Annotated in this window: 22 protein-coding genes and 1 pseudogene; 5 read left to right on the top strand and 18 right to left on the bottom strand. The window is 58.8% G+C overall.

The window, feature by feature from the left end:
• Positions 1 to 120 precede the first annotated feature (120 nt).
• Together fabA and fabB are read left to right on the top strand one after the other, a co-directional pair.
• Positions 121 to 636, top strand: coding sequence for a 3-hydroxyacyl-[acyl-carrier-protein] dehydratase FabA (fabA, locus tag EJD88_RS06695; protein ID WP_010211704.1), 516 nt, complete (start codon positions 121 to 123; stop codon positions 634 to 636).
• 11 nt (positions 637 to 647) lie between these two features.
• Positions 648 to 1,868: a beta-ketoacyl-ACP synthase I gene (gene fabB, locus EJD88_RS06690; protein ID WP_158877340.1), complete on the top strand. Its 1,221-nt coding sequence runs from the start codon at positions 648 to 650 to the stop codon at positions 1,866 to 1,868.
• A 174-nt stretch (positions 1,869 to 2,042) separates the two neighbouring features.
• Here fabB and EJD88_RS27490 read toward each other — a convergent pair whose 3' ends face one another.
• The 3 genes and pseudogenes from EJD88_RS27490 to EJD88_RS06680 form a co-directional block, all read right to left on the bottom strand.
• The gene (locus EJD88_RS27490) at positions 2,043 to 2,906 is read right to left on the bottom strand and encodes a methyl-accepting chemotaxis protein (protein WP_371926547.1); all 864 of its coding nucleotides are present in this window, start codon (positions 2,904 to 2,906) and stop codon (positions 2,043 to 2,045) included.
• Positions 2,898 to 3,668, bottom strand: a pseudogene (locus EJD88_RS27485) (MCP four helix bundle domain-containing protein); the annotation flags it as partial. The pseudogene EJD88_RS27485 and the gene EJD88_RS27490, both read right to left, overlap by 9 nt.
• A 97-nt stretch (positions 3,669 to 3,765) precedes the next feature.
• Positions 3,766 to 4,788 carry an amidohydrolase family protein gene (locus EJD88_RS06680; RefSeq protein WP_158877336.1) on the bottom strand — a complete coding sequence of 341 codons (1,023 nt, stop codon included), beginning with the start codon at positions 4,786 to 4,788 and terminating at the stop codon, positions 3,766 to 3,768.
• 139 nt (positions 4,789 to 4,927) lie between these two features.
• On the opposite strand from EJD88_RS06680, the gene EJD88_RS06675 reads away from it, so the two are divergent.
• Positions 4,928 to 5,344, top strand: coding sequence for an OsmC family protein (locus EJD88_RS06675; RefSeq protein ID WP_099586734.1), 417 nt, complete (start codon positions 4,928 to 4,930; stop codon positions 5,342 to 5,344).
• A 64-nt stretch (positions 5,345 to 5,408) separates the two neighbouring features.
• The gene (locus EJD88_RS06670; protein ID WP_112194327.1) at positions 5,409 to 6,275 is read left to right on the top strand and encodes a pirin family protein; all 867 of its coding nucleotides are present in this window, start codon (positions 5,409 to 5,411) and stop codon (positions 6,273 to 6,275) included.
• Positions 6,276 to 6,372: 97 nt separating this feature from the next.
• Here EJD88_RS06670 and EJD88_RS06665 read toward each other — a convergent pair whose 3' ends face one another.
• From EJD88_RS06665 to EJD88_RS06650, 4 genes are all read right to left on the bottom strand, one after another.
• Positions 6,373 to 7,101 carry a dienelactone hydrolase family protein gene (locus EJD88_RS06665; protein ID WP_099586736.1) on the bottom strand — a complete coding sequence of 243 codons (729 nt, stop codon included), beginning with the start codon at positions 7,099 to 7,101 and terminating at the stop codon, positions 6,373 to 6,375.
• Positions 7,102 to 7,167: 66 nt separating this feature from the next.
• Positions 7,168 to 9,072, bottom strand: coding sequence for a molecular chaperone HtpG (gene htpG, locus EJD88_RS06660; protein WP_099586833.1), 1,905 nt, complete (start codon positions 9,070 to 9,072; stop codon positions 7,168 to 7,170).
• 89 nt (positions 9,073 to 9,161) lie between these two features.
• Positions 9,162 to 9,614, bottom strand: coding sequence for a PaaI family thioesterase (locus EJD88_RS06655; RefSeq protein WP_112194324.1), 453 nt, complete (start codon positions 9,612 to 9,614; stop codon positions 9,162 to 9,164).
• Entirely contained in the window at positions 9,611 to 10,087 is a 477-nt protein-coding gene (locus EJD88_RS06650) for a PaaI family thioesterase (RefSeq protein ID WP_158877334.1), read from the bottom strand. The genes EJD88_RS06655 and EJD88_RS06650 overlap by 4 nt, the downstream gene beginning before the upstream one ends.
• A gap of 158 nt (positions 10,088 to 10,245) precedes the next feature.
• Between EJD88_RS06650 and EJD88_RS06645 the strand changes: the two genes are divergently transcribed.
• Positions 10,246 to 10,497, top strand: a complete 252-nt coding sequence (locus EJD88_RS06645) for a hypothetical protein (protein ID WP_010211724.1) — start codon at positions 10,246 to 10,248, stop codon at positions 10,495 to 10,497.
• A 103-nt stretch (positions 10,498 to 10,600) separates the two neighbouring features.
• Here EJD88_RS06645 and EJD88_RS06640 read toward each other — a convergent pair whose 3' ends face one another.
• From EJD88_RS06640 to sdhC, 11 genes are all read right to left on the bottom strand, one after another.
• Positions 10,601 to 11,338 carry a DUF599 domain-containing protein gene (locus EJD88_RS06640; protein ID WP_099586739.1) on the bottom strand — a complete coding sequence of 246 codons (738 nt, stop codon included), beginning with the start codon at positions 11,336 to 11,338 and terminating at the stop codon, positions 10,601 to 10,603.
• A 171-nt stretch (positions 11,339 to 11,509) separates the two neighbouring features.
• Positions 11,510 to 12,823 (bottom strand): branched-chain amino acid transport system II carrier protein, encoded by a 1,314-nt coding sequence (gene brnQ / locus EJD88_RS06635; protein ID WP_158877332.1) that lies wholly within the window; start codon positions 12,821 to 12,823, stop codon positions 11,510 to 11,512.
• A 418-nt stretch (positions 12,824 to 13,241) separates the two neighbouring features.
• Complete coding sequence (gene sucD / locus EJD88_RS06630; protein ID WP_010166265.1) at positions 13,242 to 14,123, bottom strand: succinate--CoA ligase subunit alpha; 882 nt, start codon at positions 14,121 to 14,123, stop codon at positions 13,242 to 13,244.
• Positions 14,123 to 15,289 carry an ADP-forming succinate--CoA ligase subunit beta gene (gene sucC, locus EJD88_RS06625; RefSeq protein ID WP_003210567.1) on the bottom strand — a complete coding sequence of 389 codons (1,167 nt, stop codon included), beginning with the start codon at positions 15,287 to 15,289 and terminating at the stop codon, positions 14,123 to 14,125. The genes sucD and sucC overlap by 1 nt, the downstream gene beginning before the upstream one ends.
• Positions 15,290 to 15,493: 204 nt before the next feature.
• On the bottom strand, positions 15,494 to 16,930 hold the full coding sequence (lpdA, locus tag EJD88_RS06620) for a dihydrolipoyl dehydrogenase (RefSeq protein WP_099586741.1): 1,437 nt from the start codon (positions 16,928 to 16,930) through the stop codon (positions 15,494 to 15,496).
• 99 nt (positions 16,931 to 17,029) lie between these two features.
• Entirely contained in the window at positions 17,030 to 18,247 is a 1,218-nt protein-coding gene (odhB, locus tag EJD88_RS06615) for a 2-oxoglutarate dehydrogenase complex dihydrolipoyllysine-residue succinyltransferase (RefSeq protein WP_099586742.1), read from the bottom strand.
• A gap of 44 nt (positions 18,248 to 18,291) precedes the next feature.
• Complete coding sequence (locus EJD88_RS06610) at positions 18,292 to 21,123, bottom strand: 2-oxoglutarate dehydrogenase E1 component (RefSeq protein ID WP_099586743.1); 2,832 nt, start codon at positions 21,121 to 21,123, stop codon at positions 18,292 to 18,294.
• Between the two features lie 261 nt (positions 21,124 to 21,384).
• A complete protein-coding gene (locus tag EJD88_RS06605) occupies positions 21,385 to 22,089 on the bottom strand; it encodes a succinate dehydrogenase iron-sulfur subunit (RefSeq protein WP_003172807.1) in 705 nt (234 codons plus the stop codon).
• A gap of 11 nt (positions 22,090 to 22,100) precedes the next feature.
• Positions 22,101 to 23,873: a succinate dehydrogenase flavoprotein subunit gene (gene sdhA, locus EJD88_RS06600; protein WP_099586744.1), complete on the bottom strand. Its 1,773-nt coding sequence runs from the start codon at positions 23,871 to 23,873 to the stop codon at positions 22,101 to 22,103.
• Between the two features lie 3 nt (positions 23,874 to 23,876).
• Positions 23,877 to 24,245 (bottom strand): succinate dehydrogenase, hydrophobic membrane anchor protein, encoded by a 369-nt coding sequence (sdhD, locus tag EJD88_RS06595; RefSeq protein WP_003233245.1) that lies wholly within the window; start codon positions 24,243 to 24,245, stop codon positions 23,877 to 23,879.
• A complete protein-coding gene (gene sdhC / locus EJD88_RS06590; RefSeq protein WP_016979564.1) occupies positions 24,239 to 24,613 on the bottom strand; it encodes a succinate dehydrogenase, cytochrome b556 subunit in 375 nt (124 codons plus the stop codon). The genes sdhD and sdhC overlap by 7 nt, the downstream gene beginning before the upstream one ends.
• Positions 24,614 to 24,927 lie beyond the last annotated feature (314 nt).

Raw genomic sequence — 24,927 nt, 5'->3', positions numbered from 1 at the left:
CTGTGACTTTCACTACAACGCAATAGTCTATGTGTAGGCTGCCGACATGAGGCATGAACGCTTCATTCGGTTCGGGAAGATTTGCCCTACCCTGCCGCATGGGATTATTGAGGAGCTCGCATGACCAAACAAAACGCCTTTACTCGGGAAGACCTGCTGCGCTGCAGTCGCGGTGAGCTGTTCGGCCCAGGTAACGCGCAACTGCCCGCCCCGAACATGCTGATGGTGGATCGCATCACCCATATCAGCGAAGAGGGTGGCAAGTACGGCAAAGGTGAATTGGTCGCCGAGCTGGATATCACCCCGGACCTGTGGTTCTTCGCCTGCCATTTCGAAGGTGACCCTGTAATGCCAGGTTGCCTGGGCCTTGATGCCATGTGGCAACTGGTCGGTTTCTTCCTCGGCTGGCAAGGCTTGCCGGGCCGCGGCCGTGCCCTGGGTTCGGGCGAAGTGAAATTCTTTGGCCAGGTCCTGCCGACCGCCAAGAAAGTCACCTACAACATTCAGATCAAGCGCGTCCTCAAGGGCAAGCTGAACCTGGCCATCGCCGATGGTTCGGTGAGCGTCGACGGTCGCGAGATCTATACTGCCGAAGGCCTTCGGGTCGGCGTATTCACTTCCACTGACAACTTTTAAGGGTTATCCGCATGCGCCGCGTCGTTATCACTGGTCTGGGCATCGTTTCTTGCCTGGGCAATGACAAAGAGACCGTCACCGCTAACCTGCGTGCAAGTCGCCCTGGCATCCGCTTCAACCCGGAATATGCCGAAATGGGTCTGCGTAGCCAGGTTTCCGGCTCCATCGACCTGCCCCTCGAAGAGCTGATCGATCGCAAGATCTATCGCTTCGTCGGCCACGCTGCCGCCTACGCCTACCTGGCCATGAAAGACGCCATTGCCGACTCCGGCCTGAGCGAAGACCAGGTATCGAACGTACGCACCGGCCTGATCGCCGGTTCGGGCGGCGCATCCACCCTGAACCAGATGGAAGCGCTGGACATCCTGCGCGAAAAAGGCGTGAAGCGCGTTGGCCCGTACCGTGTAACGCGGACCATGGGCAGCACCGTTTCGGCCTGCCTCGCCACGCCGTTCGCCATCAAGGGCGTCAACTACTCGATCTCCTCGGCCTGCGCCACCAGTGCTCACTGCATCGGTACTGCGGTAGAGCAGATCCAGCTGGGCAAGCAGGACATCGTGTTCGCCGGCGGCGGTGAAGAAGAGCATTGGAGCCAGTCGTTCCTGTTCGACGCCATGGGCGCACTGTCCACCCAATACAACGAAACCCCGGAAAAAGCCTCCCGCGCCTACGACGCCAAGCGTGACGGTTTCGTCATCGCCGGCGGCGGCGGCATGGTGGTGGTCGAGGAGCTGGAACACGCTCTGGCCCGTGGCGCCAAGATCTACGCGGAAATCGTCGGCTACGGCGCGACATCCGACGGCTACGACATGGTTGCGCCAAGCGGCGAAGGTGCCATCCGTTGCATGCAGATGGCCATGTCCACCGTTGATACCCCAATCGACTACCTGAACACCCACGGCACCTCGACTCCGGTCGGCGACGCCAAGGAAATGGAAGGCGTGCGCGCGGTATTCGGCGACAAGGCCCCGGCCATCAGCTCCACCAAGAGCCTGTCGGGTCACTCCCTGGGCGCCGCCGGCGTTCACGAAGCGATCTACTGCCTGCTGATGATGGAAGGCAACTTCATGGCTGGCTCGGCCAACATCGACGAGATCGACCCGGTCGTCGCCGATATGCCGATCCTGACCAAGACCGTTGAAAACGCCCAGATCGACACCGTGATGAGCAACAGCTTCGGCTTCGGTGGCACTAACGCCACCCTGGTGCTGAAACGCTGGCAGGGCAAGTAAGACCTGTAGCTTGATCCACTGAAAAAGCCCCGACTGGTTCGGGGCTTTTTTATGGGCAACTGAATGAGACCGAGTCGCCTGCATCGGGGGCAAGCCCCCTCCCACACTCGTGCGCATTCTTTGGGCAATATTGGAGAGGGCTTGCTCCCCGTAGGGCCTCCTCGGCCCCCAGCCCTACACCGAAAACCGCGCCACCATCGAATTCAAATCCACCGCCAACCGCGACAACTCCTGGCTCGCCGCACTCGTCTGGTTAGCCCCGGCAGACGTCTGATGCGCCAGATCACGGATATTCATCAAGTTACGATCCACTTCACGCGCCACCGCCGCCTGCTGTTCCGACGCACTGGCGATCACCAGGTTGCGCTCATTGATCAGCGTGAACGCCGAGGCAATCGCCTCCAACGCTGTCCCCGCCGACTTGGCGATGTCCAGGGTGGAACGCGCCCGGGTATTGCTCTGCTGCATTGAGCTGACGGCCTGCTCCGTGCCCTGCTGAATCCCACTGATCATCTGCTCGATTTCCTGGGTCGACTGCTGAGTACGATGAGCCAGCGCCCGCACCTCATCGGCGACTACGGCAAAACCGCGCCCCGCATCACCTGCCCGCGCGGCCTCAATGGCGGCATTCAGCGCCAGTAGATTGGTCTGCTCGGCAATCGAGCGAATCACGTCCAGCACCTTGCTGATGCCATACACCTTCTGCGCCAAGTCTTCGACCTGGGTCACGTTGTCGGTCACATCGATAGCCAGCGCCTCGATTGACACGACGGTTTGCTGCACCTGCTCACGCCCTTGCTGGGCGATACGGTCCGACTCGCGGGACGCCTGGGACGTAGCCACCGCATTGCTTGCCACCTCCTCCACCGCCGCCGTCATCTGGTTGACCGCCGTGGCGGCCTGTTCGATTTCCTGGCTTTGCTGGTGCAAACCACGGGTGGCGTCCTCGGTGACGCAACTGAGCTCCTCGGAAGCCGACGCAAGCTGGTTCGATGACTCGGAGATACGCCGAATGGTGTCACGCAACGTGTCTTGCATGCCCTTGAGCGCCCGCTGTAAGCGCGCGGGCTCGTCCTTGCCACTCACGATGATCTCCCCAGTCAGATCGCCGCTGGCGACGCTCTGGGCAACCTGGAGCGACTGCGCCAGCGGCAGCACGATACTGCGGGTCAGCCAGACCGCCAGGCCAATGGTAACCAGCGTGGCCAGGGCAACCATGGCGATGACCCAGGTTCGCGACTGGCTGAACACGTTCTGCGCCTGCTTCGCAGCCTCGTTGGCACTGGCCTTGTTCAGACTGCCCAGGGCGCGCAGGGTCAGCGCCATTTGATCGGCAAACTGGTTCATCTCGCCGTTGACCACCTGAATCGCGTCTTCCAGCCGATTGGCCTTGGACAGCATCACGACCTGTTCCTGGCGCTGTAGGTAGTGCTGTTGCTCGCCCTTGAAGCGGTCAAACAACACACGCTCCTCAGGCAGCACGATCAACGCTTCATACAGCTGTTCGGCGCTATTCAGGGCGGCTTTGGTCTCGGTGATTTTCTGCTCGTTCTGTGCCACGGCCTGGGGATCGCGACTGACCAGCAAGCGCAAGGTCAGCGCACGAATGCGCAGCACGTCCTGGCTTATCTCCCCCACCGCCATCACGCTCGGCAACCAGTTGTTCTCCACCTGATCCGACTGCTGGCGCATATTGCCCATCTGCAGCAGCGCAAAGCCGCCCAGCGCAAATACCATCAATGCCAGCACGCCAAACCCCAAACTGGCGCGGGGGGCGATATTCAAACTTCTGATACTCATGCCTTGGTTCCTTCCAAATGCGCTGCATCCATTTGCAGCTGGCTGCTTTGAAAGGTATCGGCGCCTCAGGGCGTTTGCGTAAGACCAAAACGCGATATCAACGGGCAGCGCCATCGCGAGTGGTTTTGGGCAGGATCGCCAGGAAATTATCCTTCGCCACCTTGTGGGCTACATCCTCAGGAAGCGCGTCGAGGAAGGGATCAAAGCGGCGCATTTCCTTACCCAACTTGTTGAAACGCCCTACCACGTCCGAGCCCAGCATGAAGCGCTCCGGGAAGCGCTCCACCAGCTTCACCCACTCGGGCCTGGGCTTGCCCGCGTCGTCCAGCAAGTACGGCGTGAGCATGCTCCACGACAGGTCGATGTACAGGTTGGGGTAGGCCTCCAGCATGCGGCTCAATGTGGGCAGCAAGAAGTCCATCTGGACCTGATGCCGGTGAATCTCCTTGCTGGTGCCGGCATGGGCCCAGATAAAGCGGGTGTGCGGATGATTACGCAGCGGCTCTTCAACCTCAGCCAGGTACAACGGGTTGCGCTCGCGCTTGGAGGTGATGTTCGAGTGCAGCAGCACCGGCAGGTCATTTTCGGCGGCCAGATGGTAGATGCGCGTCATCGCTTCGTTATTGGCGCGCGGAGTGTCGCCGGAGGTCAGCGCGGTGAGGTCATCGTGACGGGTGAACACCTCACCAATGCCCTGCCACAGCCCTGGATCAAGATCGAGCATGCGTTGGATATGGGCAGCCGAGTTCTTGTCGTTGGGGTTGAAACCGCTCAGAAACGGATGAAAATGCGGGCGCTGTTCAGGGGTAAGCTTGTTTACAGCCGCAGCGACGATCACGTCAGTGGCGCTGTACCAATAGGCATCGGCGTCGTCACCGGCGTAGTAGCGCGGACGCTTGGGCTCGTCTTCGTGCCATTTCTTCGCCACGGGGATGCCGGAAATCATCACATGTTCGATGCGATTCTCGGCCATCGTCTTGAGCAATTTATCCATGCCCGCCGTTTCCTGGAAAAAATCCACGTAATGCAGGTGTGCATCGCTGTAGGCATAGTCGCGCGCCTGCACGGCAAGGCTAGTGGCGGCGAACAACAGGGCGAGACTCAGGCGGTTCCAGGGCACGGTAAAACCTCGATAAGGGCCAATACGGGTAGACCTTGCGCCCTGTGCCGGGGTTCATCGCGCAAAAACGCGGAACACTGAAGTGCCAGCATGCTCTATAACTGCATGACCTTCATCCTGCCACCCTGTGAGGTTTGCCATGCCTGTTACCGTGAACACACTGAACGCTGAAAACTTCCGCCACAGCGTCAACATCAACAACCACGAGTTGTTTACCGACCTGCCCAAGAGCCTGGGTGGCGACGACTCGGCGCCCTCCCCCCACGACTACTTCGATGCGGCGCTCGCATCGTGCAAGGCCTTGACCGTCAGGCTCTACGCCCAGAAAAAAGACATCCCGCTGACCGGCGTGACCGTGGAAGTCACCCACGATGCTGCCGAAGAGCAAAAGGGCAAATACAAACTCAACGTCAAGTTGACCCTCAAAGGTGTACTCACCGACGCGCAGCGCGATGAGCTGCATCGCGTGGCAGACAAATGCCCGGTGCACAAGCTGATGACCACTGCTGAAATCAGCATCGAGACCCAGTTGTCCGAAGGCGCCTTCAGCCAATAGCGGCAACCTCGCGTCGGGCGGGTTATGCTCAGCAGCATCTAACCCGCTCAGACTGGGACGCACCATGACCACCCTCACCGTGATCCGCCCTCGCCCCGAGGATGTCGAAGGCCAGCCAATCCTGCGTCCATTGCCCTCGCGAGAATGCCGCAGCGTCGGCCCATTTGTGTTCTTCGACCACATGTTGCACACCCGCTACGCAGCAGGCAGCGGCATGAATATCCGCCAACATCCGCATATCGGCCTGTCCACGCTCACCTACCTGTTCGAGGGCGCGCTGCAGCATAAAGACAGCCTGGGTTCCGATCAGGTGGTAGAAGCCGGCGATGTCAGCTGGATGACCGCCGGTAGCGCGATTGCCCACGTGGAGCGCACACCTCAGGCGCTCAAAGCCAGTGGTTTCAGCCTGCATGGACTGCAAGTGTGGCTGGCGTCGCCCAAGGATCATGAGACCGGGCCCGGCCATTACAGCCACCATGCAGCGGCGAGCCTGCCGGTGAGTGACAATCTGGGCGTGCAGATTCGCCTGATCGCCGGCACTGGGTTTTGCCTGAAATCACCGGTGCCGGTGCTGTCGCCCACGTTGTATGCCGAGGTGCAGATGCAGACGGCCACTACCCTGCTGATCCCGGACGAGCATGAGGAGCGGGCGGTGTATGTGCTGGATGGCGAGGCACAATTGGACGGTGAGGCGCTGGACGTGCATAGCTTGGTGGTATTGCCGATCGGGCAGGAGATGACGCTCTTTGCCGAGTCCGATTGCCACCTGATGGTATTCGGCGGTGCACCGTTGGATGGGCCACGGCGGATCAATTGGAATTTTGTGGCGAGTGATCCTTTGAGGATTGAACAGGCGCGGCAGCGTTGGGCGGCTGGGCATTGGCCGACGGTACCGGGTGAAACTGAAAGAATCGAGTTGCCGGTGAGATAGCTATCGGGGGCAAGCCCCCTCCCACCTTGAATGTGTTCACAGTTCAAAATGTGGAAGGGGGCTTGCCCCCGATGAGGCCGGAACAGGCCCTACAGCCTTAGCCCTTGAACACTTCATCCAACAAGTTGTGCATCGACTGGAACGCCCGCTTGGCGGTCTTCGCGTCGTACATCATCTTGCCCGGCACATTGGCGTGCGGGTCGGTGAAGGAATGCACCGCGCCGCCATAGCTCAGCAATTGCCAATCCACGCCAGCGGCATTCATTTCATCTTCAAACGCTGGCAACTGCTCTTTTGGCACCAACGGGTCGGATGCGCCGTGCAGCACCAGCACCGAGCCCTTGATGTTCTTCGCATCCGCAGGGTTTGGCGTGTCGAGGGTACCGTGAAACGACACAGCAGCCTTCAACGGCGCGCCGGTACGGGCCAGCTCCAGGGAACAGCAACCGCCAAAGCAGAAACCAAAGGTTGCCAGCTTCGAGGTATCCACCGCCGCTTCCGCCTGGCCTTGCAGTTGCGCAAAGGCCGCCTGCATACGCTTGTTCAGCAACGGACGATCATTCTTCAACGGCATCATCGCCGCGCCGGCTTCGTCACCATTCGAGGGGCGCACACTTTGCCCGTACAGATCAGCGATCAGCACCACGTAGCCTTTACCGGCAACGGCCTTGGCGATCTCTTCGGCATCCGCACTCACACCCATCCAGTTCGGCGCCATCAACAAGCCCGGCAACGGGCCCTTGTGGCTGGCATCGAATGCCAGGCGGCTCTCATAAGACTGGCCATCAATCTGATAGACCACGGAACGCACAGTGACTTGGCTCATCATTTACTCCAGTTGAGGTGCAGTAGAACGAAAAAACCCGCCGAAGCGGGTTTTTCTACATCGGGGTCAAACCGACAGTTCAACCAACAGCTTGTTCAGGCGGCGCACATACGCGGCCGGATCCTTGAGGCTGTCGCCAGCGGCCAGGGCCGCCTGGTCGAAGAGGATGTGCGACAGGTCGCCAAACCGCTCTTCGCTCTGCTCGCCGTCGAGTTTCTCGATCAGCGGGTGAGCCGGGTTGAACTCGAAGATCGGCTTGGAATCCGGAACCTTCTGACCGCTGGCTTCAAGGATCTGGCGCATCTGCATGCCCAGGTCCTGCTCGCCAATGGCCAAAATCGCCGGGGAGTCGGTCAGGCGGTGAGAAACCCGCACTTCGCTGACCGCATCGCCCAGGGCCGTCTTGATCCGCTCAACCAGGCCTTCTTTGGCCTTGGCGACTTCTTCGGCTTCCTTCTTCTCTTCTTCGGAGTCCAGGTTACCCAGGTCCAGGTCACCACGGGCCACGTCGACGAAGGTCTTGCCGTCGAATTCGTTGAGGTAGCTCATCAGCCACTCATCGATACGGTCGGTCAGCAGCAGCACTTCGATGCCTTTCTTGCGGAAGACTTCCAGGTGCGGGCTGTTCTTGACCTGGGCGTAGGTTTCGCCGGTCAGGTAGTAGATCTTGTCCTGCCCTTCCTTGGCACGTGCCAGGTATTCAGCCAGGGACACTACCTGCTCGCCGTCTTCGCCCTGAGTCGAGGCAAAACGCAGCAGGCCGGCGATTTTTTCCTTGTTGGCAAAATCTTCCGCCGGGCCTTCTTTCATGACCTGGCCGAAGTTTTTCCAGAAGCCTTTGTATTGCTCAGGCTCGTTCTTCGCCAGCTTTTCCAGCATGTCGAGGACGCGCTTGGTCAATGCCGACTTCATCGAGTCGATGATCGGGTCTTTCTGCAGGATTTCCCGAGACACGTTCAGCGACAGGTCATTGGAGTCGACCACGCCCTTGATGAAGCGCAGGTACAGCGGCAGGAACGATTCCGCCTGATCCATCACGAAAACGCGCTGCACGTAGAGTTTCAGGCCTTTCGGCGCTTCACGCTGGTACAGGTCGAACGGAGCACGGGCCGGCACGTAGAGCAGCGAGCTGTATTCCAGCTTGCCTTCGACCTTGTTGTGGCTCCAGCTCAGTGGGTTTTCGTAGTCGTGGGCGATGTGCTTGTAGAACTCCTGGTATTCCTCGTCCTTCACTTCAGTGCGAGGACGGGTCCACAGGGCGCTGGCACGGTTGACCACTTCCCATTCCTGGGCAGGCGCCTCTTCGCCTTCAGCCGCCGCTTGTTCCTTCGGCAACTCGATCGGCAAAGCGATGTGGTCGGAGTACTTCTTGATGATGTTGCGCAGGCGGTAGCCGTCGGCGAACTCATCTTCAGCGGATTTGAGGTGCAGCACGATGCGGGTGCCACGGTCGGCCTTATCGATGGTGGCGATTTCGAATTCGCCCTCACCCTTGGAGGACCAGTGCACGCCTTGGCTGGCGTCGAGGCCGGCACGGCGGCTGAACACTTCAACCTTGTCGGCAACGATGAAGGCCGAGTAGAAGCCCACGCCGAATTGGCCGATCAGGTGCGAATCTTTCTTCTGGTCGCCCGACAGATTCTTCATGAAATCAGCGGTGCCGGATTTGGCGATGGTCCCCAGATGGGTGATCGCATCGTCACGGCTCATGCCGATACCGTTGTCTTCGAGGGTGACGGTCTTGGCGTCTTTGTCGAAGCTCACACGGATCTTCAGTTCCGCGCCACCTTCCAGCAACTCAGGCTTGGACAGGGCTTCGAAACGTAATTTGTCGACAGCGTCAGAGGCGTTCGAGATCAATTCGCGAAGGAAAATTTCCTTGTTGGAATACAGCGAATGGATCATGAGGTGCAGCAGTTGCTTCACCTCGGTCTGGAAGCCCAGGGTTTCCTTTTGAGTTTCCACACTCATGGTCATCAAACTCCAATTGGATGGCAGTGGCCGCGCCCTTGAGGGTTGGCGGCGGGTTGTCATCAAAGTTGGGGGCTAAGGCCAGGATTTCAAGGGCGACCGGTTTCCTCGATTTTGAAATGCGCGCGGGCGGTGGCGATGGGTTCTGCCGGGGTGCTCTGCCACGCGGTGATAGCCACATTCGCCACCCGTCGGCCCTGGCGCCAAACCTGGCAGGTGGCGTAAGTGTCGCGGAACTGGCCGGCCCGCAGGTAATCCAGGGAAAAATCGATGATTTTCGGCAAGCCCGGCGCACCGGTAAACACCAGCAAGTGCAACGCCGCCGCCAGCTCCATAAAGCCTGCAATCACCCCGCCGTGCAGCGCCGGCAATATGGGGTTACCAATGTTGTCTTTGTTGGCGGGCAGGCGAAACAGCAACTCATCACCCAGGCGCGTGCATTCAATGCCGATCAGCCTGGCGTAGGGGATCAGCTCCAGCAGCGCTTCATAATTGCCAAGCTCATGGGCCTGTTCCAGGCGCGTCTTGAATCGATGCGTCATGCCTGCTCTCCCTTGATTGCACGGCTCAGGCCTTGGCCACCCTTGAGGCGCTTGCCCATGCGCATGAAGGTGCCTACCACATGGGCGATGGGCTGCTGCGGGTCATCCTGGTAGGCGACGCCACGGGTGAAAATCACATCGGTGGTCACCCGGTAGCATTGGGCGAAGCCATAGACCGGTTTGTGAGGCTCGGCGGTGTGCATGTAATCGATGCGCAGGTCGAGGGTCGGGCACACCTCAAACTCAGGTAATACGCACAAGGTCGCCATGCCACAGGCGGTATCCATCAGGGAGGTCAGCGCACCGCCATGGATCACGCCGGTACGAGGGTCGCCGACGATAGAGGGGCCATAGGGCAAGAGCAATGTCATACCCTCCGGGTTGGCGGCGTGCACGGTAATCCCCAGCACCTGACAATGGCGCAGGGCCGAGACAAAGCGCGTCGCACGCTCTAACAATGGGTTTTCGGTCATTCGGTCTAGACTCTTATTAGCGTTGATCCGCGGAGTAGGCAGTGCGGGTGAAAGTTCCTTGGGGAGCGCTGTTTATATATCTGCGCAATTAAAGGAACTAATGCTGAACCCTCAGGCTCGAAAGGCCAGTAGATATCTTCAATAAGGAGAAACACCCCATGCGCAAGACTTTAGCTATTTCCATGATGCTCGCCGCTGCCCTCGGTCTCGCTGCCTGCGACAAAAAATCCGAAGACAAAGCCCAAGACGCCGCTGCACATTCTGAGCAAGCTCAGAAAGACATGGCGAAGGCTCAGGATAAAGTGAACGACGCTGCGAAAGAAAACGCCGATGCTGCCAAAGCTCAGGCTGAATCGAACGAAGCCGCCGCGAAAGAAGCAGCACCTGCTACTCCAGCCACCGGTTCTTAAGACCGCGGTTTGAAATAGCTTCGCTGTAAAAAGAAGCCCGCTTAAATAGCGGGCTTTTCTTTGCCTGCTGTTTTTATTGGCAGCGTTAATACGCTGAAGTTGACTAAGCCTGCTCTTTGACCGCCTCTGGCACTGGCGTATCAGTCTGCGTATACACCATCACTTGCAGCACGTCGGAATGAAACTCCCGGCGGTACAGCACGACCACTACCCCTGCACTCATCAACATGAATAACCATGGGCTGACAAACCACGCCAGCATGGTCATGCCGAAGTAGTAAGCACGCAGGCCAAAGTTGAACTGGTTGGCGGCCATGGAAATCACTCGCGCCGCCCTCGAAGCAAATGCTTTGCGCTCCTGCTCGGACACCTGGCGCTCACCGATCATTGGCGCCGACCCCACCAGCACTGCCGCGAAGTTGTACTGGCGCATGCACCAACTGAATGTGAAGAAGGCGTAGACGAACACCAGCGCCAGGCACAACAGCTTGATCTCCGACATCCCCTGGGATGCCTGCTGCACCATGGGAATGTCCGCCAACAACGAAACCGCCCGCTCGGACGCGCCGAGCACGGTGAGAATACCGGCAAGGATAATCAACGTGCTGGAGGCAAAGAACGAGGCGTTGCGCTCCAGGTTGCCAATTACGCTGGCGTCGGCGATGCGGTTGTCGCGCAGCAGCATGCGGCGCATCCAGTCTTCGCGATACAGGTGCAGCACACTGGCCAGGCACGCTGTGTCCCGGGCCTTCCAGGTCGCATAACGGGTATAGCCGCCCCAACACAGGATGAACCAGAGGGCGGCAAGCAGGTGGACTTGATTGGTTTCGACGAACGACATGCGGGTCCTATTACACGAGGTGGTGTGACGAACGCGGTCAACATGTGGGAGCGGGCTTGCTCGCTCCCACACCTACCGTGTTTCACACTTTAGAAGCTTGTCGTCTACTAAGCATAAAAAATGCCCCATATCGATTGATACGGAGCATTTCTGCGCAGCCTTGAAAATGTGTTACGCGATCGCTTCGCTACGCTTGCCGAGCATACGGTCAATGACTACCGCAACCACCAGCACCATCACCGACGGCACCAGCCACGCCAGGCCTTGTTCGCTCAATGGCAGGTTGGCCAACGACGACGGCATCCAGCCAGCCAGGCCAGCGCCCTTGAGGGCGTCAATGCAGCCGAAGATAAACGACACCAGCATCACCGGGCCAACGATGCGGCCCTGCTCCTGCCAGAAGTCTTTGCAGAAGCTCAACGCCACCAGCACGATGCAAGGCGGGTAGATCGCGGTGAGCACCGGGATCGAGAAGGCAATCAGCTTGGTAAGGCCCAGGTTGGACACAAACAGCGAGAACAGCGCCAGGATCACTACCAGTGTCTTGTAGGACAACGGCAGGATTTTGCTGAAGTACTCTGCACACGCGCAGGTCAGGCCAACAGCCGTAACCAGGCATGCCAGGGAGATCAACACCGCCAGGAAACCACTGCCCAGGGAGCCGAAAGTGTGTTGCACGTAGGCGTGCAGTACGGCAGCACCATTCGCCGCACCAGCGGCCACTTCGTGACTGCTCGCACCCAGGCGGAACAGGCTGACGTACACCAGCGCCAGGCCCACACCGGCAATCAGGCCCGCGATGATCGCGTAGCGGGTGATCAGCTTTGGCGACTCCACACCACGGGAGCGGATGGCGTTGACGATCACGATGCCAAATACCAGCGCGCCCAGTGTGTCCATGGTCAGGTAACCATTGATAAAACCTTGGGAGAACGGTGCAGCGACATATTCCGGGGTAGCGACGCCCACTTCACCGGCCGGCACGGCAAACGCGGCAATGCCGAGGATGGCGAGCGCGATGATCTTCAGCGGTGCGAGGAAGCGACCCACGGTGTCCAGCAGGCGCCCTGGGTACAGGGACACAAAGAACACCACCAGGAAATACACCGAGCTATAGAGGAACAGCGCCAGCGGGCTTTCGCCAGTCAGCGGCGCCAGGCCTACTTCGAAGGACACGGTCGCGGTACGCGGGGTAGCGAACAGCGGCCCTACCGCCAGATACGCCGCCGCCGCGAGCAGGCCACCGGCGATCTTGCCGATCGGGCTGCTCAACGCATCCATACCGCCGCCGACCTTGGCCAGGGCGATAACGGTGACCACCGGCAAACCCACTGCGGTGACCAGGAAGCCCAATGCTGCCATCCAGACATGAGGCCCGGACTGCAAACCGACGATAGGCGGGAAGATGATGTTACCGGCGCCCACGAACAGGGCAAAGGTCATGAAGCCCAACGCCAGGATATCCTGGCTTTTCAACACTTTCATTTCGGGAAATACCACACTACTGAATCGGAATTTAGAGAGGGATTCCCTGTGGATGAGGGAAATACTGCCAGCCCTGATGGGGGCCGACCGGTCTGGCGCGGGGCTTCCTTTTGGGAGGCGCACGCATAAAGAGGCGGCTAGGGTACAGAAATTGGCTGACGAACGCACTGTTGCGGGGCGAACTGTCCGATAAGCGACATCTCTATGTCGCGTTTTCATACTTAATCTGGCAATGCAGATAAATGTGGGAGGGGGCTTGCCCCCGATGGCGAAGTGTCAGTCACTGTATTTGTTAACTGACCCACTGCAATCGGGGGCAAGCCCCCTCCCACATTTTGATCTTTATTAAACCTCAGAAAGCACAAAGGCCACCCGAAGGTGGCCTTTGTGTTGGTGAAGCGTCAGCTAAGCGCGAGGCTTACTTGACAGCCCAACCGGTCAGCTCGGACAAAGCCTTGCCGATGTCTGCCAGCGAACGCACGGTTTTAACGCCTGCGTCTTCCAGGGCAGCAAACTTCTCGTCTGCAGTGCCTTTGCCGCCAGAGATGATTGCGCCAGCATGGCCCATGCGCTTGCCTGCAGGGGCAGTCACACCAGCGATGTAGGAAACAACCGGCTTGGTCACGTGTGCCTTGATGTAGGCAGCCGCTTCTTCTTCAGCCGAACCGCCGATCTCACCGATCATCACGATCGCTTCGGTCTTCGGGTCTTCCTGGAACAGCTTCAGGATGTCGATGAAGTTCGAACCTGGGATCGGGTCACCACCGATGCCGACGCAAGTCGACTGGCCGAAACCGGCGTCAGTCGTCTGCTTCACAGCTTCGTAGGTCAGGGTGCCGGAACGGGAAACGATACCGACTTTGCCTGGCAAGTGAATGTGACCAGGCATGATGCCGATCTTGCATTCGCCTGGGGTGATCACGCCTGGGCAGTTAGGGCCGATCAGGGTAACACCCAGCTCGTCGCACTTAACTTTAGCGTCCAGCATGTCCAGGGTAGGAATGCCTTCGGTGATGCAGACGATCAGCTTGATGCCGCCGAATGCTGCTTCCAGGATCGAGTCCTTGCAGAAAGGAGCTGGAACGTAGATCACGCTGGCGGTGGCGCCAGTGGCAGCTACAGCGTCTTTCACGGTGTTGAACACTGGCAGACCCAGGTGCTCGGTGCCACCTTTGCCCGGAGTTACGCCACCAACCATCTTGGTGCCGTATTCGATGGCTTGCTGGGTGTGGAAACTACCTTGCGAACCGGTAATACCCTGGCAGATAACTTTGGTGTCTTTATTGATCAGGACGCTCATTATTTGCCCTCCGCAGCTTTGACAACTTGTTGAGCAGCGTCGGTCAGGCTGGTAGCCGCGATGATGTTCAAACCGCTTTCTGCCAGTACTTTAGCGCCCAGTTCAGCGTTGTTACCTTCAAGGCGAACAACAACCGGGATTTTCACGCCGACTTCTTTCACTGCACCGATGATGCCTTCGGCAATCATGTCGCAACGAACGATGCCGCCGAAGATGTTGACCAGTACTGCAGCGACGTTGGAGTCGGACAGGATGATCTTGAACGCTTCGGTAACGCGTTCTTTGGTAGCACCGCCGCCTACGTCGAGGAAGTTGGCTGGTTTGCCGCCATGCAGGTTGACGATGTCCATGGTACCCATGGCCAGGCCAGCACCGTTGACCATGCAACCGATGTTACCTTCCAGGGCTACGTAGTTCAGTTCGAACTTGGCAGCGTGCGCTTCGCGCGGATCGTCTTGCGACGGATCGTGGAAAGTCTTCAGCTTAGGCTGACGATACATGGCGTTGGCGTCGATGTTGATCTTGGCGTCGAGGCAGTGCAGATCGCCATCAGCCTTGATCACCAGCGGGTTCACTTCCAGCAGGGCCAGATCGTGATCCTGGAACAGTTTGGCCAGACCTACGAAGATCTTGGCGAACTGGGCAACTTGCTTGCCTTCCAGACCCAGCTGGAAAGCCAGCTCACGACCCTGGAATGGCTGAGCGCCAACCAGTGGATCGATAGTGGCTTTCAGAATTTTTTCTGGGGTTTCTTCGGCGATCTTCTCAATGTCCACGCCACCTTCGGTGGAAGCCATGAACACGATGCGACGGCTCGAACGGTCAACGACAGCGCCCAGGTACAGCTCTTTAGCGATATCAGTGCACGATTCAACCAGGATCTTGGTGACTGGCTGGCCATTGGCATCAGTCTGGTAAGTCACCAGACGCTTGCCCAGCCACTGCTGTGCGAAGGCCTTGGCGTCTTCTTTGCTGCGAACCAGCTTAACGCCGCCCGCTTTACCGCGACCACCTGCGTGGACCTGGGCTTTGACAACCCACTCGGTACCACCGATTTTGTCGCAGGCTTCTGCTGCTGCTTCCGGGGTGTCTACTGCGTAGCCCTTGGAAACTGGCAGGCCGTATTCAGCGAACAGCTGCTTACCCTGATACTCGTGAAGATTCATGCTTTTTACCGTCTTCGTTAGGTACTGCGCATTCGGCGCTGCGCTCATTATGAGTGCCGCGCCACCTGTGACTGCTGCTTGCGCAACTTGCTGGGCTTATGGCCCGTAAAGCTGCGCAAGGCTGCGTCCAGCGGATATTCCGCGGTGAGTCTTGCGCGCAAGGCTCACGACGGGCAACTCCGCCGTGGTTTCTTATTATCTCGCTTAGCGCTTCTTGCGGTTGGCGATGTGGATGGCGCCGCCATTCACCGCCAACGCTGCTTCGTGCAACGCTTCGGACAGGGTCGGATGGGAGAAGACCATCATGCCCAGGTCCTCGGCACTGGTGCCGAATTCCATACCGATCGCGCCTTGCTGAACCAGTTCTGCAGCGCTCGGGCCAATCACGTGGACGCCCAATACGCGGTCAGTCTTGGCATCAGCGATGACTTTGACAAAACCACCGGTGTCGTTGGCTGCCATGGCACGGCCAGACGCAGCAAACGGGAAGGTGCCGACGTTAACTTCAACGCCTTCAGCTTTCAACTGCTGTTCGTTCTTGCCGACCCATGCAATTTCCGGGTGGGTGTAGATAACCGATGGGATCAGGTCGTAGTTCATCTGGGTTTTGTGGCCCTTGATGCGCTCGACAACCATGATGCCTTCTTCGGACGCCTTGTGCGCCAGCATCATGCCGCGAACCACGTCGCCGATGGCGTAGACGCCAGGAACGGTAGTCGCGCAGTGATCGTCAACGTGGATGAAACCGCGCTCGTCCATGTTCACGCCGCTGTCGGAAGCCAGCAGGTCGGTGGTCACCGGACGGCGACCCACGGCTACGATCAGCTTGTCGAACGTGATGGTCTGCTCGCCGTCTTTGTCGGTGTAGGTCACAACGACTTCTTCGCCGTTGACCTTGGAACCGGTAACGCGGGCGCCCAGCTTGATGTCCAGACCTTGTTTGGTCAGGGTTTTCAGCGCTTCCTTGGACACTGCGGTGTCGGCAGCCAGCAGGAACGTGTCCAGGGCTTCCAGCACAGTGACTTCGGAACCCAGACGGGACCAGACCGAACCCAGTTCCAGGCCGATTACGCCAGCGCCGATCACGCCCAGACGCTTAGGAACCGCTTGGAATTCCAGGGCGCCGGTCGAATCAACGATCACGTTCTGGTCAACTGGAGCCGGTGGAATGTCGATTGGGCGCGAACCTGGAGCCAGGATCACGTTCTCGGCTTCGATGACTTCTACGGAACCGTCAGGCTTGGTGATTTCAACTTTCTTGCCGGCCAGCAGTTTGCCGTGGCCTTGCAGGGAAGTGACGCCGTTGGCCTTGAACAAGGTCGCAACGCCGGAAGTCAGGCCTTTAACGATGTTGGCTTTACGGCCGACCATTGCTGGCACGTCCATGGTCACGCCAGCATGGTTGATACCGTGGATCGCGAAGCCGTCTTGGGCTTCGTGGAATTTCCAGGAGCTGTCCAACAGCGCCTTGGAAGGAATGCAACCAACGTTCAGGCAGGTACCGCCCAGTGCCAGTTTGCCTTCCTTGTCGGTGTATTTTTCGATGCAAGCAGTCGAGAGGCCCAGTTGTGCGGCCTTGATGGCGGCAACATAGCCGCCAGGACCTGCACCAATCACTACAACGTCAAATTTCTGCGACATGAAAATAGTTCCTCTATTTAGCAGCAAGCTTTCAAGCCACACGCCCCAGGTCAAGCCGCCCTATTCTGGCGGCCAGCCCGGAGCCTGCAGCTGCTTCTATCAGATATCCAGCAGCAGACGAGCCGGGTCTTCCAGCAGGTTCTTGATGGTCACCAGGAAAGTCACGGCTTCTTTACCATCGATCAGGCGGTGATCGTAAGACAGTGCCAGGTACATCATTGGGCGGATCACGACTTGGCCGTTGATGGCCATCGGACGCTGGATGATGTTGTGCATGCCCAGGATCGCGGCTTGCGGCGGGTTGACGATCGGGGTCGACATCATCGAACCGAAGGTACCACCGTTGGTGATGGTGAAGGTACCACCGGTCATCTCGTCGATGGTCAGCTTGCCGTCACGGGCTTTCTTGCCGAAGCCGGCGATGCCGCCTTCGATTTCAGCCAGGCTCATCAGCTCGGCGTTACGCAGAACCGGTACCACCAGGCCACGGTCGCTGGACACGGCAACGCCGACGTCTGCATAGCCATGGTAAACGATGTCGCCGCCGTCGATGGAAGCGTTGACTGCCGGGAAGCGCTTCAGCGCTTCAGTGGCCGCTTTCACGAAGAACGACATGAAGCCCAGGCGCACGCCGTTATGAGACTTCTCGAACAGATCCTTGTACTTCGAACGCAGGGCCATGACTTCGGTCATGTCGACTTCGTTGAAAGTGGTCAGCATCGCCATGTTCGACTGTGCTTCAACCAGGCGCTTGGCCACGGTTGCACGTACGCGGGTCATCGGCACGCGCTTCTCGGTGCGGTCGCCAGCAGCGAACACAGGAGCGGCGGCAGCTGGAGCAGCAGCCTTGGCAGGCGCGGCAGCCGGAGCGTTTTTCTTGGCTTCAACAGCAGCAACCACGTCTTCCTTGGTCACGCGGCCGTCTTTGCCGGTGCCTTTGATGGAAGCCAGGTTGATGCCATTTTCTTCAGCCAGCTGACGTGCAGCCGGTGCAGCGATTGGATCTTCGCCACCCGCAGCCGGAGCAGCCGCTGGAGCCGAAGCAGCAGCCGGTGCAGCGGCGGCAGGAGCAGCAGCGCTGCCCGCTTCGATCGAGCCCAGTACCTGGTTGGACAGGACGGTGGCGCCCTCTTCGGCAACGATTGCGCCCAGTACGCCGTCAGCCTCGGCCAACACTTCCAGAACGACTTTGTCGGTCTCGATGTCGACGATCAGGTCATCACGCTTTACAGCGTCGCCTGGTTTCTTGTGCCAAGTGGCAACGGTGCCATCGGCAACCGATTCCGGGAATGACGGGGCTTTGATTTCGATAGCCATTATCTGTGGGTCCTTAAAATTCGGTTTCAGTCAGCGCGAAGGCGTTAAACAGTGAAAGCATCTTGCAGCAGTTTTTCCTGCTGCTCGGCGTGCATCGACGCATAACCACAAGCAGGTGCAGCAGACGCATCACGACCGGCGTACTCCAGGCCCAGGGCCTTGTTGTGGTTGCCGATGCTGCGACGCAGGTGATGCTGGCTGCTGTACCACGCGCCCTGGTTCATCGGTTCTTCCTGACACCACACCACATTGGTGAGGTTGGTGTAAGGCGCGATGATCTCCATGAGGTCATCTTCCGGGAACGGGTAAAGCTGCTCGATACGCACGATGGCGATGTCTTCGCGGCCTTCGGCACGACGTTTTTCCAGCAGGTCGTAGTAGACCTTGCCGCTGCACAGGATCAGGCGAGTGACCTTGGCCGCATCCAGCGTGTCGATTTCTGGAATCACGGTCTGGAACGAACCTTCGGCCAGATCTTCCAGGGTCGAGATGGCCAATTTGTGACGCAGCAGCGATTTCGGAGTCAGCACTACCAGCGGCTTGCGCAGCGGGCGGATCACCTGACGACGCAGCAAGTGGTAGATCTGGGCCGGGGTAGTCGGCACGCACACCTGGATGTTGTGCTCGGCGCACAGCTGCAGGTAACGCTCCAGACGGGCCGAGGAGTGCTCCGGACCCTGACCTTCATAACCGTGTGGCAACAGCATGGTCAGACCGCACAGACGGCCCCACTTGTGCTCGCCGCTGGTGATGAACTGGTCGATAACCACTTGGGCACCGTTGGCGAAGTCGCCGAACTGGGCTTCCCAGATCACCAGCGCCTGCGGCGTGGTGGTCGAGTAACCGTATTCGAACGCCAGTACGGCTTCTTCGGACAGGAACGAATCGTACAGGTCGAAACGCGGCTGGCCTTCGTACAGGTTCTGCAACGGGATGTAGGTGCCCGCGTCTTTCTGGTTGTGCAGCACAGCATGACGGTGCGAGAACGTACCGCGGCCGATGTCCTGGCCGGTCATGCGGATCGGGTGACCTTCGAACGCCAGGGTCGCGTACGCCATGGTTTCGGCATAACCCCAGTTGATCGGCAGGCCGCCGGCTTGCATCTTCTGACGGTCTTCGTAGATCTTCGCAACCTGGCGCTGCACCACGAAGCCATCCGGGATTTCCAGCAGCTTGGCGGACAGTTCCTGCAGGGTCTTCAGATCGAACGAGGTGTCGTGACGCGCCGTCCAGGTGTGACCCAGGTACGGACGCCAGTCAACGAACAGCTCTTTGTTCGGTTCCTTGACCAGGCTTTTTACTACATGCAGACCATTGTCCAGCGCGTTGCGGTATTCATCGATCTTCGCCTGAACACGCGCATCGTCAACAATACCGGCCTTGGTCAGGCTTTCGGCATACAGCTCACGGGTGGTGCGCTGCTTGGTGATCTGCTGGTACATCAACGGCTGGGTGCCGCTTGGTTCGTCAGCTTCGTTGTGACCACGGCGGCGGTAGCACACCAGGTCGATCACCACGTCACGCTTGAACTGCATGCGGTAGTCGACAGCCAGTTGGGTCACGAACAGCACGGCTTCCGGATCATCACCATTCACATGGAGGATCGGCGCCTGGATCATCTTGGCAACGTCGGTGGCGTACTCGGTGGAGCGCGCATCCAGCGGGTTGCTGATGGTGAAGCCAACCTGGTTGTTGATGACGATGTGAACCGTACCGCCAGTCTTGAAGCCGCGAGTCTGCGACATCTGGAACGTTTCCAGGACCACGCCTTGACCGGCGAATGCCGCGTCGCCGTGGATGGAAATCGGCAGGACCTTTTCACCAGTGGTGTCGTTACGACGATCCTGGCGCGCACGGACCGAACCCTCGACCACTGGAGAAACGATTTCCAGGTGGGATGGGTTGAAGGCCATGGCCAGGTGAACTTCACCGCCGGTGGTCATGACGTTGGAGGAGAAGCCCTGGTGATATTTAACGTCACCGGAACCCAGCTCGACCTTCTTCTTGCCTTCGAACTCGTCGAACAGCTCACGCGGGTTCTTGCCGAAGGTGTTGACCAACACGTTCAAGCGACCACGGTGGGCCATGCCGATCACGATTTCCTTGGTGCCGTAGGAACCGGAACGCTGGATCAGCTCGTCGAGCATCGGGATCAGGCTTTCGCCGCCTTCCAGGCCGAAACGCTTGGTACCCGGGTATTTGGTACCCAGGTATTTTTCCAGGCCTTCCGCTGCGGTCACGCGCTCAAGCAGGTGGCTGCGTACGTCGGCGGACAGCACCGGACGGCCACGCACGCCTTCCAGGCGATGCTGGAACCAGTGGCGTTGCTCGGAATCGGTGATGTGCGTGAACTCAGCGCCAATGGTGCGGCAATATGTCTGCTGCAACGCTTCGTGAATTTCGCGTAGGCTCGCTTCCTCTTTGCCGATGAACAGGTCGCCGGCACGGAAGGTCGTATCAAGATCGGCATTGGTCAAGCCGTAATGATTGATCGACAGGTCAGCAGGTGCAGGACGCTGCCAGAGCCCCAGCGGGTCAAGCTGGGCCGCCTGGTGGCCACGCATCCGGTAGGCCTGGATCAGTCGCAGTACTTCAACTTGCTTCTTCTCGTGCTCACTGCTCACGCTGCCGGCGGAAACCGGTTGGGCGCGGCGCTGGTTCTTTGCCAGCAGCACAAATTGATCGCGAATCGTTGCGTGCGATACATCGGTGGCAGCGTTGCCGTCTGAAGACAACGTCTGAAATTTGGTGCGCCATTCTTCTGGCACAGCGTTAGGGTCGTGCAGGTAGAGCTCATAAAGCTCTTCCACATAGGCAGCGTTACCACCTGAAAGATAGCCGCTGTTCCACATGCGCTGCATCACGCTTTCTTGCATGCTTGGTCACCCTCGATTTGGGGACACCACCGGCGAAAACACCGAGTTTGCTTGCAAAAGGCCAAGTGCAGCGACCAAAACAAGCCACTTAGGATCACGCTGATAGTTCGGGTACCAACCCGAATGCCCCTGCTTGTCTCATTTCTTCAAAATAAGAGCCGCGGCTTTGTAAGTCGCTGCTCAAGTTAAAACTACGGCGCCGGTTGAAGCCTGCGCCGCAGCATTTACGGGCACAACGGTCCTGCTTTGTTACAACGTCGGTTACACGCCGCTTTGCAGCAGCATGTTACGGATGTGACCAATGGCCTTAGTCGGGTTCAGGCCTTTGGGACATACGTTGACGCAGTTCATGATCCCGCGGCAGCGGAATACGCTGAACGGGTCATCCAGCGAAGCCAGACGCTCGGACGTCTTGGTATCACGGCTGTCTGCCAGGAAGCGGTACGCTTGCAGCAGGGCAGCTGGACCCAGGAACTTGTCCGGGTTCCACCAGAAGGACGGGCACGAGGTCGAGCAGCAGGCGCACAGGATGCACTCGTACAGACCGTCGAGCTTTTCACGCTCTTCAGGGGACTGCAGACGCTCGATGGCCGGAGCCGGCGTGTCGTTCTGCAGGAACGGCTTAACTTTTTCGTATTGCTTGTAGAAGATGCTCATATCGACGACCAGGTCACGGATAACCGGCAAACCTGGCAGAGGACGAACGATCAGCTTGTTGCCTTTCACCACGGCGGACAGCGGCGTGATGCACGCCAGGCCGTTTTTGCCGTTGATGTTCATGCCGTCGGAGCCGCAAACGCCCTCACGGCAAGAGCGACGGTAGGAGAAACCTTCGTCCTGCTCTTTGATCAGTGCCAATACATCCAGCACCATCAGGTCTTTACCTCCGGTATCGACCTGGAACTCCTGCATGAACGGCGCAGCGTCCTGATCAGGGTTGTAGCGATAAACACTGACTTTCAACATGGCAGCCACCCTTAGTAAGTCCGAATCTTCGGTTCAAACGTCGGAACCGTCTTCGGCGAGAAGTTCACGGCACGCTTGGTTACGCGCTTGTCACCCGGGAAGTACAGGGTGTGGCACAACCAGTTTTCGTCATCGCGGTCTTCAAAGTCTTCACGAGCGTGGGCGCCACGGGATTCTTTACGAACCTCGGCGGCGATCGCCGTCGCTTCAGCCACTTCCAGCAGGTTTTGCAGCTCAAGGGCTTCGATACGAGCGGTGTTGAACGCCTGGCTCTTATCGTTGATCTTGACGTTGGCGATGCGCGTACGCAGGTCAGCCAGCTGGGCAATACCCTTCTGCATGTATTCGCCGGTACGGAACACACCGAAGTAGTTCTGCATGCAGCTTTGCAGCTCGCGACGCAGGGTTGCCACGTCTTCGCCATCAGTGCGCTCGTTCAGGGCGTTCAGGCGGGCCAGGGCAGTTTCGATGTTGGCGTCGGTGGCGTCATCGTATTCGATGCCGTCAGTCAGCGCTTTTTCCAGGTGCAGGCCGGCCGCACGGCCGAATACCACCAGGTCGAGCAGCGAGTTGCCGCCCAGACGGTTGGCACCGTGTACCGATACGCAGGCGACTTCGCCTACTGCGAACAGGCCATGGATGATCTCATCCACACCTTCAGCGTTCTGGGTGATCGCCTGGCCATGAATGTTGGTCGGCACGCCGCCCATCATATAGTGGCAAGTTGGAACAACCGGAACCGGAGCCAGTACCGGGTCAACGTGAGCAAAGGTCTTGGACAGCTCACAGATACCTGGCAGGCGGCTGTGCAGCACTTCCTCGCCCAGGTGATCGAGCTTGAGCATCACGTGGTCGCCGTTCGGGCCACAGCCGTTACCGGCGATGATCTCTTTAACCATGGAACGGGCTACAACGTCACGACCTGCAAGGTCCTTGGCGTTCGGAGCATAACGCTCCATGAAACGCTCGCCGTGCTTGTTGATCAGGTAACCACCTTCACCACGGCAACCTTCAGTCACCAGTACACCAGCGCCGGCGATGCCGGTCGGGTGGAACTGCCACATTTCGATGTCTTGCACCGGCACGCCAGCACGCAGTGCCATGCCGACGCCGTCACCGGTGTTGATCAGGGCATTGGTGGTCGACGCGTAGATACGGCCTGCACCGCCAGTCGCCAGAACAGTCGCCTTGGCGCGGATGTAGGTGGTTTCACCGGTTTCGATGCAGATGGCGATCACGCCGACGAACTCGCCCTTGCCGTTCTTCACCAGATCGACGGCGTAGTACTCGTTCAGGAACGTGGTACCGGCTTTCAGGTTGCCCTGATAAAGGGTGTGCAGCAGCGCGTGACCGGTACGGTCAGAAGCCGCGCAAGTACGGGCAGCCTGGCCGCCTTTACCGTAATCCTTCGACTGGCCGCCGAATGGACGCTGGTAGATACGACCTTGCTCGGTACGGGAGAACGGCAGACCCATGTGGTCCAGCTCGAACACCGCCGCAGGGCCTTCCTGACACATGTATTCGATAGCGTCCTGGTCACCGATGTAGTCGGAACCCTTGACGGTATCGTACATGTGCCAGCGCCAGTCATCGTTCGGGTCCGCAGACGCGATAGCGCAGGTGATGCCACCCTGAGCCGATACGGTGTGGGAACGGGTCGGGAACACCTTGGTGATCACGGCAGTCTTGTGACCACCCTGGGCCAGCTGCAGCGCTGCGCGCATGCCAGCACCGCCGCCGCCAATAATGATGGCGTCGAAGGAAATAGTTGGAATGTTAGCCATGAATCAGATACCCCAAAGAATCTGCACACCCCAGACGAAGTAAGCGAACATCGCAATGCCGCAGACTGCCTGGAAGAGAAAACGGACTGCAGTCGCGGACTTGCCCAGCGCCATAGGCGTCAGGTAGTCAGTCGCGATGGTCCACATGCCGACCCAGGCGTGAGCGCCCAGGGCTACAAGGGCCAGCAGACTGAAGATTCGCATCGCATTGTGGGCAAACAGGCCGTGCCATTGCTCATAGCCGATGCCCGGGTTTGCGACGAGGTATCCGATCAGGAAAATGAAATAAGCCGCGAGAACGACCGCAGACACACGTTGTGCCATCCAGTCATAGAGGCCCGAACGCGAAAGGTTCGTAACGCTGGTTACCATATCCAAACTCCTGCCAGAACGATCAGCACCACGGAAATGGCGATGATGATTTTCGAGCCCAGGCGGCCGCCTTCCAGCGTCTCACCGATACCCGCATCCATGATCAAGTGGCGCACACCGGCTACCAGGTGATACAGCAGAGCGGACAGGAGGCCCCATGCTACGAACTTGGCCAGCGGGCTGGTCAAGCATGCCTTCACCTCGGCGTAACCTTCCTCGGAACCCAGGGATTTGCTCAATGCATAAAGCATGATGCCCAAGCCCAGGAACAGGATGATGCCGGAAACACGGTGCAGGAACGACGTAACGCCGGTGATGGGGAGTTTGATGGTCCTTAGGTCTAGGTTTACAGGTCGTTGGCTATTCACGGCTTTTTTTCACACTGAAGAGCCCCTAACAATCAGGGCAAAGTTGTTGGGGAGTGCACTGGTCAGGTAAGCACCACCCAGGGAGTGCGACCCCCAATGAAAGCAAGCCCAAAAGCCCTTGGCGGTCGGTGGCCGAGTATAGACAGTTAGGTTACTAATGACAACGCGCGCACCTCACCCTAATAGCGGATTGCGCTGGCGGGATAAAAGGCGTAAATGGCAGCCAATTTCGAGGAAAAAGTACGGTTAAAGCCTTCTGGGGCAAGACTTTAGGCAAATTGACATCTGAATTTATCTCACTATAGTGGTGCGGG

Source organism: Pseudomonas sp. PB105 (genome assembly GCF_009764655.1).
GTDB lineage: Bacteria > Pseudomonadota > Gammaproteobacteria > Pseudomonadales > Pseudomonadaceae > Aquipseudomonas > Aquipseudomonas cyclaminis.
This window is presented reverse-complemented; position numbering and strand designations above follow the sequence as displayed.